This window comes from Streptosporangium sp. NPDC023825, from assembly GCF_040639575.1.
Taxonomy (GTDB): domain Bacteria; phylum Actinomycetota; class Actinomycetes; order Streptosporangiales; family Streptosporangiaceae; genus Streptosporangium.
In genome coordinates, this window is record NZ_JBFAAE010000125.1 from 1 (window position 1) to 7,155 (window position 7,155).

At 71.4% G+C, this 7,155-nt stretch carries 4 protein-coding genes; all 4 read left to right on the plus strand.

Annotated features, from left to right (window positions below):
• Positions 1–1,092 (plus strand): beta-ketoacyl reductase (locus tag AB0G15_RS43020; RefSeq protein WP_362851443.1); only part of this gene is annotated, 1,092 nt, incomplete at its 5' end.
• 14 nt (positions 1,093–1,106) lie between these two features.
• Complete coding sequence (locus tag AB0G15_RS43025; RefSeq protein ID WP_362851445.1) at positions 1,107–1,925, plus strand: hypothetical protein; 819 nt, start codon at positions 1,107–1,109, stop codon at positions 1,923–1,925.
• A complete protein-coding gene (locus AB0G15_RS43030) occupies positions 1,922–5,005 on the plus strand; it encodes an amino acid adenylation domain-containing protein (protein WP_362851447.1) in 3,084 nt (1,027 codons plus the stop codon). Before AB0G15_RS43025 ends, AB0G15_RS43030 begins: the two co-directional genes overlap by 4 nt.
• 39 nt (positions 5,006–5,044) lie before the next feature.
• Positions 5,045–7,155 (plus strand): AMP-binding protein (locus AB0G15_RS43035; RefSeq protein WP_362851449.1); only part of this gene is annotated, 2,111 nt, incomplete at its 3' end.

Sequence of the window (7,155 nt, forward strand, 5' to 3'; positions counted from 1 at the left end):
ACCGACCTGGGAGCCACGGTCACGATCGCGGCCTGCGACGTCGGCGACCGCGAGGACCTGGCCCGCCTGCTCGCCTCGATACCGGCAGACCACCCCCTGGCCGGCATCGTGCACACCGCCGGAGTACTGGACGACGGCATCGTGGCCTCCCTCACCCCCGAACGCCTCGACGCCGTCCTGCGGCCCAAGGCCGACGCCGCCCGCCACCTGCACGAACTCACCCAACACCTGAACCTGCCCACCTTCGTGTTGTTCTCCTCCCTGGCCGGGGTGCTGGGCAGCGCGGGCCAGGCCGGCTACGGCGCCGCCAACGCCTACCTCGACGCCCTGGCCCACCACCGCCGAGCCCAAGGCCTGGCCGCCACCTCACTGGCCTGGGGACTGTGGGCCTCCGGCGGCATGGCAGGCGACCTGGGCGAGGCCGACCTGCGACGGATGGAACGAGCGGGCGTCAAACCCCTGTCCGTCCCCGACGGGCTCGCACTGCTCGACGCCGCCCTGCGCACCGACCACCCCACCCTCGTCCCCGCACGATTCACCAAGGCCAGGACCCGCCCGCAGTCCCGCCGTACCCACTCCGCGCAGCCCCTGTCGGAACGCCTGGCCACGATGGACCCGGAGCAGTTGCACGCCACCCTGGCCGATCTCGTCGCGGACCGGGTGGCGGCGGTCCTCGGGTTCGCCGACGGGTCGGCGATCGAACCGCGGCGCCAGTTCCAGGAGCTCGGCTTCGACTCCCTCACCGCGGTCGAGCTGCGCAACCAGCTCGCCGCGGTCACCGGCCTGCGGCTGCCGGCCACGCTCATCTTCGACTACCCGAACCCCGGCGCGCTGACCCAGTTCGTCCTGGAGCAGCTCTTCCCGGCCGTGGCCGCCGCCGAGGCGACCCCGACGCACAGCGACGCCGAGGTGCGCCGGTTCCTGACGACCATCCCCATCTCACGGCTGCGAGAGGCCGGACTGCTGGACAGCCTGTTCCGCCTGGCCCGCCTCGACGACCGCGACGCGAACGACCCGACCGAGGCCGAGGCGATCGACAGCATGGACGCCGACCTCCTGATTCAACTCGCCCTCGAAGGCGGGGGTTCCTAGTCAAGGAAGTGATCATGAATCTGGTAACCACCTGGACGACGCTCAAAGAATCCGACTCGGCAGATCTCGTCCTCTGCATCGACTTCACGGGGACCGGCCGCGCCGAGGCCGGCTTCTCCGACCTGGTCGCCCGGATGGACCTCGACGCGACCTTCTGGCACGTCGTTCCACCGGGGGTGGCGCCCGGCTCGGGCGTCGACGGGCCGGACTACCTCGGCTCGTGGCTCGCGTCGATCATGGCGAGTGGCCGGACCGTCAGCGCGGTCATGGGCTACTGCGTGGGCGCCGTCTACGCGGGGGAGCTCGTCGCCCGGCTCGCCGAGGTGCAGGAGCGGGCGCCCGCGCTCGTCATCTTCGATCCGGAGCCCATCACCCTGGAGAACATCTACTTCCAGTTCGGCAAGGTCTTCGACATCCTCTCCTCGATCCTCACCCCGGAGGACGTCACCGTGACCCGGGAGACCATGGACCGGCTGTTCCAGCAGGAAGGGATCACGATCGAGCGCTACGCCACGCAGCTCTACGACGTCTTCAGCCAGATCGCCCACAACGCCTTCGAGAGGGTGGGGCTCGACGGGGAGTACGCCGAGGAGATGCTCGGCACGTTCAGCGCCTTCCTGTCCTACATGAGCCTGGCCGACCGGTTCGACCCCTGGGGCAACTGGCTGCGGGCCATCGCGGTGAGCTCGTCCACCTCGCACAACGGGCTGAACAGGCTGCGTGACACCGCCGGCCCGCTGGTGGCCGAGGAACTCAGGTTCGAGGAGAGCCACGCGGAGCTTTTCAGATCCGACGAGGTCGCCCGGGCCGTTACCAAGGTACTGGAGAGATGACCATGAAGCAGATGCTGGGTGAGCGGGCCACGCGCAAGGAGCAGGCGCTGTGGATGCTCGAAGAGCTCGTCCCCGGGACCGGGGTGAACAACCTGAGCGTGGCCTTCAGCGTGGCGGGGAGGCTGCGACGCCCGCTCGTCCTGGAGGCGGTCAACCGCCTGCTGTACCGCCACGAGATCCTGCGAACGGTCTTCCGCGTCGAGGCCGAGGGAATGACGCGGCAGGTCCTGCCGGTCGAGGAGATCGACCTGCGGATCGAGGAGGGCGGTGACGGAGCCTCACGGCAGTGGCTGACGGGGTTCCTCGCCCGGCCGTTCCAGCCCGAGGGCGAGCCGCTGGTGCGGGCCGCGGTCATCCAGGAGGCGGAGGGCGAGCTCTACTGCCTGGCGATCCACCACGCGGTCTTCGACGGGCTGTCCGCGGCGTTGCTGCTGAACGAGCTCGTCGCGCTCTACAACACCCTGGCCACGGGAGGCGTGCCCGAGGCCGCGATCGTCCCGGCCTGGGAGGAGCCGGCCGCCGATCCGCGCAGCGCGGACTTCTGGCGCGACAAGCTGGCCGGGTTCAGCGCCGCCGAGCTGGACCTGTGGTGCGAGAAGCCGGAGGCCTCCGAGACCACGCTCGCGGGCGACGTGCTCACCTGGGAGCTCTCTCCCGCCGCCCGCAAGGCGGCCCGGCAGATGCAGCGCGAGCTGCGCGCGCCGGAGTCCGTCATCCTCATGGCGGCGTACGGCGTGCTGCTGGCCGCCCACGGCGCGGGCCCCGATCTCACCATCGGCTCGCCCGTCAGCGTCCGCTCACCCGAGGCCGGCCTGGCCATCGGCTACCACATCAACGTCCTCACCCTGCGCACCCGGATCGACTGGACGCAGAGTTTCCGCACCTACGCGCGCCTGACCCGCCGCACGTTCATGGAGGCCATGGCGCACGCCGACTACCCCGTCGACGACATGATGGAGCTCGTCTCGCGCGACGGCTGGCGCAACAACCTCTTCCGCCACACCTTCAACTACATCCCGGCCGACATCGGCGCCGAGTTCGTCCTGGACGGCATGCGGGCCGAGCAGGTGGTCGTCGAGAACGGCTACAGCAAGTTCGACCTGGAGTTCTTCGTCACCTCCACCCCGGAGGCGATCAGGATCAGGACCGCGTTCTGCGTGGACGTGCTCGACAGGGCCGACGTGGAGCTGCTGCTGGCCCGCTTCGACGAGATGCTCGTCACGCTCGCGGAACAGCCCGACAGGCCGCTCGGCGAGGCACCCGTCTGGTGCTACCAGGACCGGGCGGCCATCGAGATGGCCAACGCCACGGAACGCACCGTGACGCCCGCGACCGTGCTGGAGATGATCGCCGGGCGGGTGTCGAGCGCGCCCGCCGAGGACACCGCGGCGGTCCTCGACGGCGACCGCCACATCGGCATCCGCCGGCTGTGGGCCGCCGCGGAGGCCACCCGCGACCGGCTGGTGGAGGCCGGGGTCGGCGCGGGCGACGTCGTCGCGCTGCTGGCGCGGCGCGGTCCCGAGCTGGCCGCCGCGGCGATCGGCGTGTGGCTCGCCGGTGCGGCCTACCTGCCGCTCGAACCCGACCACCCCGAGCAGCGCCTCGACTACCAGCTCGGGGACTCCGGCGCCGCGGTGGTCCTCGCCGGAGAGGGGATCCTCGTGCCCGGCGACCGTACCGTCCTGCCCCTCGTGGCGGTCGAGTCGGTGAGGCCGGTGACCGGGAAGGTGCTGCCGTCCAGCCCCGTCGGGCCGGGAGACCGCGCCTACCTGATCTACACCAGCGGTTCCACCGGGCTGCCCAAGGGGACGCTGATCGACCATCGCGCCCTCGCCAACCTGATCGCGCACTTCGCGCACCAGCTGGCGGTGGACGCCGACGACACCGTGCTGTGGCTGACCACGTTCAGCTTCGACATCTCCGCCCTGGAGCTGTTCCTGCCCCTGACGTCGGGCGCGCGGCTCGCCGTCGCGCCCGACGACGCCCGCACGCAGGGCGAGCCGCTCGCCGAGGCGCTGCTCCGCCACGACATCTCCATCGTCCAGGCCACGCCGACCACCTGGCGGCTGGTCATCGACCAGGTCGCCGGGCTGCTGGCCGGCCGCCGCGTGCTGTGCGGCGGCGAGCCGATGCCCGCCGTACTGGCCAGGCAGCTCACCGTGACCGGGTGCGAGCTCTACAACGTGTACGGCCCGACCGAGACCACCATCTGGTCCACCGCGGGCCGGATCGATCCCGCCGGCGACCGCGTCGACGTGGGCGTGCCGATCGCGAACACGAAGGTGTACGTGGCCGACCCGCACGGCCGGCCGCTGCCGATCGGAACCCGCGGCGAGCTGTGCATCGCGGGCGACGGGCTGGCCATCGGCTACCACGACCGCCCCGAGCTGACCTCGGAGCGGTTCGGCACGCACGCCTGGTACGGACGTTTCTACCGCACCGGCGACCTGGCCCAGTGGACCGGGGACGGCAAGCTGGAGATTCTCGGCAGGCTCGACCGCCAGATCAAGCTGCGCGGAAACAGGATCGAGCTCGCCGAGGTCGAGGGCGTGCTGCTGACCCACCCGGAGGTCCGGGCGGCGGCGGTCGTGGTCGTCGGCGATCCCAGCGCCGACGCGGTCCTGTGGGCGTTCGTGACGGCTCCGGGGAATCCCAAGGTGACCTCGGAGCTGTGGGAGCACGCCAGCGCGTCGCTTCCCTACTCGGCGACGCCGCAGGAGTACGTCGTCCTGGACTCCTTCCCGATGACCGGCAACGACAAGGTGGACTATCCGGCGCTGCGCCGGCTCGCCACCGAGCTGCGCAGCGTCGCGTCCGGCCCGGAGGAGGCCGACCTCGTGGAGAGCAGCGGCGACGAGCTGACCGACTCGCTGGTCCTGCTGTGGAAGGCGATGCTGAACCGCGCCGACCTGGGCCCGGACAGCAACTTCTTCGCCCTGGGCGGGCACTCGCTGCTGGCCGTCAAGCTCCTCCAGGAGGTCAAGCGGGCGACCCAGATCCGGCTCAAGCTCAAGGACATCTTCGAGGAGCCGACGCCCGCGGGTCTGGCCCGCAGGCTGCACGCGACCACCGCCGGCTGAACCCGCCAAACACGACACGAAGATTGGGCTCTCGTTGTGATGGAAGAAACCGCGGTCGCGGCGTTGACGATGGAGTCGATGCGCGCGGACATCGCAGACCAGCTGGGCATCGCCCCCTCCGAGGTCGGCGACGACGCCGACCTGGTCGGCCTGGGCCTGGACTCGCTCCGGGCCATGCGGCTGGCCGGGCGCTGGCGGCGCGCGGGAGCCCGTATCGTCTTCGCCGAGCTGGCGGAGGAGCTCACGCTCACCGCCTGGTGGTCGCTGGTCGGCTCGCGGCTGTCGCCCGCCGTCCCGGCCGAACGTGGGGTGAGCGTGGACGAGACGGCCGCGTTCCCGCTCACCCCCGTACAGCTGGCCTACTGGATCGGCCGCGCGGACGGCCAGGTCATCGGGGGCGTCGGCTGCCACGCCTACCTTGAGTTCGACGGTTTCGGCGTCGACCCGGCGAGGCTGGAACGGGCCGTGCGCGCCCTGATCGGCCGGCACGGGATGCTGCGCGCGATCTTCCACGACGACGGTACCCAGCAGATCATGGACACCAGCCCGTGGCCGGGCCTGACCGTGAACGACCTGTCGGAGCTCGGCGAGGACGCCGCCGAGCAGCTGCGGGACCGGCTGTCGCACCGCCGGTTCGACGCCTCCCGCGGCGAGGTCTTCGACGTCCAGCTGTCGCTGCTGCCCGGTGCCCGCTCCAGGGTCCACTTCGAGGTGGACTTCCTGGTCGCCGACGTACTCGGCCTCCAGATCCTGATGAAGGACCTCGCGCGCCTCTACCTGGACCCCGACCACCCGCCCGCGCCGCTGGCCTGCTCGTTTCCCCGGTATCTCGCGGCGCGCGACGCGGAACGCTCCCGGGAGCACGCCAGGGACCGGGAGTACTGGCTCGGCCGCCTGCCCGACCTGCCCGGCGCGCCGCAACTGCCGCTCGCGCTCGACCCGGGCCGGATCACCCGGCCCCGGTTCGTCCGGCGCGAGAGGTGGCTCTCCCTCGCCGCGTGGCGGCGGGTCCAGGCACAGGCCCGCGCGCACGGGCTCACCCCGGCCATGGTGCTCGCCGCCGCCTACTGCGAGGTCCTCGCCGCCTGGAGCGGCGAGCCGCGTTTCCTCGTCAACGTGCCGCTGTTCGACCGCGACGAGACCGTCCACCCCGACGTGGCCGGCATGGTGGCCGATTTCACCAACCTGATCCTGCTGGCCGCCGACCTGTCCGAGGCGCTGCCGTTCGCGGAGCGCGCCAGGACCCTGCAGGCCAGGTTCCGCGCCGACGCCCGGCACACCGGCTACTCCGGCGTCGAGGTGCTCCGTGACCTCGCCCGCGACGGGGAGCACACCGGAGCGCCGGTCGTCTTCGCCTGCAACCTGGGCACCGAGCTGATCGTCCCCGAGGTCCGCGAGGCGTTCGGCGATCCGGGGTGGATGATCACCCAGACGCCGCAGGTCTGGCTCGACAACCAGATCAACGAGTACGAGCACGGGCTCCATCTGGCGTGGGACGCGGTGGAGGAGCTGTTCGCGCCGGGCGTGCTGGACGCGATGTTCGACGCGTACGGCCGGATGCTGGAGTGGCTGTCGGAGGGCGACTGGTCGGCCCCGGCCCCCGTCGGCCTGCCGATGGAGCAGGAGTTCGTCCGCGAGCAGGTCAACGACACGTCCGGGCCGCTGCCCGAGAGCCTGCTGCACGCGGGCTTCTTCTCCTGGGCCGGGCACGAGCCCGAGCGCACCGCGCTGATCTCCGACGGGAACCGCGTGACCTATGCGGAGCTGGCGGATCGGGCGTTGGGGGTCGCGGGGTTGTTACGCGGCTGGGGTGTGGTGCCGGGTGACGCGGTGGGGGTGGTGGTTCCCAAGGGTGTGGATCAGGTGGTCGCGGTGCTGGGGGTGCTGGCCGCGGGGGGTGTGTACGTGCCGGTGGGAGTGGACCAGCCGTTTGCCCGCCGGGAGTCGATCCTGTCCCGCGCCGGGGTGGTGCGGGTGCTGACCGAGGAGTCGGTGGCCGAAGCGCTCTTGAGTGAGCGGTTGGCGGGTCCGGTGGGGGTGTCGCCGGACGCGGTGGCGTATGTGATCTTCACGTCGGGGTCGACGGGGGTGCCCAAGGGTGTGGAGGTCTCGCATCGGGCGGCGTTGAACACGGTGGTGGACGTCAACGA

What these genes read in the sequence shown, in the direction of transcription:
- AB0G15_RS43025 (WP_362851445.1), top strand. Translation starts at nt 1,107, where the DNA reads ATGAATCTGGTAACCACCTGGACGACGCTCAAAGAATCCGACTCGGCA.
- AB0G15_RS43030 (WP_362851447.1), top strand. Translation starts at nt 1,922, where the DNA reads ATGACCATGAAGCAGATGCTGGGTGAGCGGGCCACGCGCAAGGAGCAG.